Here is a 2225-nt window from a genome sequence, read left to right on the forward strand (position 1 = left end):
CAGTTAATGGCTCTATTTCTTCATTAACCGTATCATCACTTAGATACATCCCGTTCGTAGTGTTATCCAATTGTTCGTTAAGTTCTACAATCCCATTTTCAATTTTATTTAAATTAGCAGCACTTACTGGTGTACCTTTTTCAATAACTTGTCCAGTTATAGGATAAAGAGTAATTGTCCCATCAGGATTTTCTACAGATCTATAGGTATTTGGTTTCTCTACAACTCTATCTTTCCAAAGAGTTTTTTTGTATGCCATCTAATCTCCCTCCATCCTTTGTATTTTAATGCCATTTTTTAATTTAACCTCTTTAGTATTAATATCTACACAGTAATTAAATATAGAGTTAAAAACATCCATATTATCAACAATATTTACCACATCATAAATATTGCTCATTATAGATGTTTTTTCTCCAAAAACATCTTCCATAGTTAATGCCTTGGAGCTTGTCTGAACTGGAGAAACTATTTCTCCAGTTTCTTTTATATAAGTTATTACCATCTAATCCCTCCTATAACGTTAAAATATATGATAAAGATATTCTTCCGCATTGGTCATAATATTCTTTATCATCAATGTCAACCCATGTATAATAACTAACAGCAGTAACATCTATTCCAGTATTACCAACATTAAGTTTCTTCAAATAAAATGAACTTAATCTCATTCCATGCCTAGTGTATTCACCATCTAGACTTACAACACTAACTAACGCTTTATATGGTTTATTTTTAAATTCATCAGGTATATTTATTTTTGTTGCAACTCCGCTATCAACCCAAACAGAACCTGTATAAGTTAAATAATTATACTTTTTAGATTCTCCATTTACATATCTCTCTAATCCATCTGCACTAATCTTAGTATAAGAACCATCTTCATGATAATAAATTGAATGAGAATTATTATGTTCTACTTTATCTCCATTTTCGCTACTTCCTATAGTAAAATTTTCACCATCAAACTTATATGTTTTTCCATTTAACTTACCTTTAATAGATAACTCCCATGATTCAGCATTTTGCTTTACTAATACTTCAACATCTTCACCAGTTACTTTTGTTGCAATTTCTTCAGCAGTTTGCTTTACGTAGCTTTCAAACTCTTCATTACTTACTTTTTGTGATACTTCACCAGCAACAACTTTTATTTCAGTTTTAACTTTATCTATTTCAACTGATACATTACCTTTACCAGTGCTTTGTTTTTCTGTATTACTTTTCCCTACAGCTTTATATTGTTCAGTTAACCCACCGGCATATGAAAGAGTTCTACTAGTGATTAAAGTATTTATTAAGCTTCCATTATTTTTTATAGTGATACTATCTCCAGCTTGTAAAGCTGGATTGCCTTGCAATTTAATATCATAAGGAACATAACTTATTTTGCTTAAAATATTATAAATGTTTTGTATTACTGCAGCTGGATTCTGACAAAATAAATTATCAGTAATATAATAAGTGTTTTCTCCATCCCCTAATTCTTCCTTAATACCAGGAATCTCAACTATTACTTTATCTATTTTAGATACTGTAAATGCCTTATTCGAGAATGTAATAAGATTATCTCCAGTAACGGTGTTATAATCATAACTACTTAATTCATCATTTATTATTTCGTCTGTATATAGACTTTCACTAGCATAATTAAAATTACTTTCAACACTAACATCTATATTAAATATTTCTAAATATCCATCTCGTGATATTCTTGCATATCCACCAGCAAGTTCTGCTATATACATTAAGGCTTTTCTTAATGTTACATCTGTTAAATCTGGCTTTATAGATACTAAATAATCACTATTAATAAAAGTGTTTGTTTTTAATTTAACACCAGCTTTATTAGCTATATCTAAAGTTATATCTTTTATAGTTGCAGGAAATTGTAGGTCAGTTATATAATCTTTCTCAAATTTAATCATTCTATCATTAGCATATATTTTTATGCTAAATCTAGTTTTATCTATATCTTCAATTATAAAAAAACCTAATGAAATAAATTCAAAAGTATCAGAATTGGTTTCAACCCCTATCTTTATTTCAAACTCATTTCCTTCTAGAAAATCATCAATAACATCTTGGGTGTTTTCTAACTCTACCTCAACGGATGACATAATTGCAGAGCCAATTGAAAACTCACTTTCCATAAATAAATTTTCATCATAATTTATAGAAATTATTTCACTATCACTATAAGTTTTGTTGTTAATTAATATAGT

The 2225-nt window shown here is 28.4% G+C and carries 3 protein-coding genes; all 3 read right to left on the reverse strand.

The window, feature by feature from the left end; translation table 11 throughout:
- Positions 1-259 (reverse strand): hypothetical protein (locus ABUA17_RS18665; RefSeq protein WP_433913800.1); only part of this gene is annotated, 259 nt, incomplete at its 3' end.
- Positions 260-505 (reverse strand): hypothetical protein, encoded by a 246-nt coding sequence (locus tag ABUA17_RS18670; RefSeq protein ID WP_042394423.1) that lies wholly within the window; start codon positions 503-505, stop codon positions 260-262.
- A gap of 10 nt (positions 506-515) precedes the next feature.
- Positions 516-2225: hypothetical protein (locus ABUA17_RS18675; RefSeq protein ID WP_349821191.1), on the reverse strand; the 1710-nt coding region annotated here is incomplete at its 5' end.

This window comes from Clostridium sp. RTP31139st1_H3_RTP31139_211217 (assembly GCF_040227035.1).
Taxonomy (GTDB): domain Bacteria; phylum Bacillota; class Clostridia; order Clostridiales; family Clostridiaceae; genus Clostridium; species Clostridium saudiense.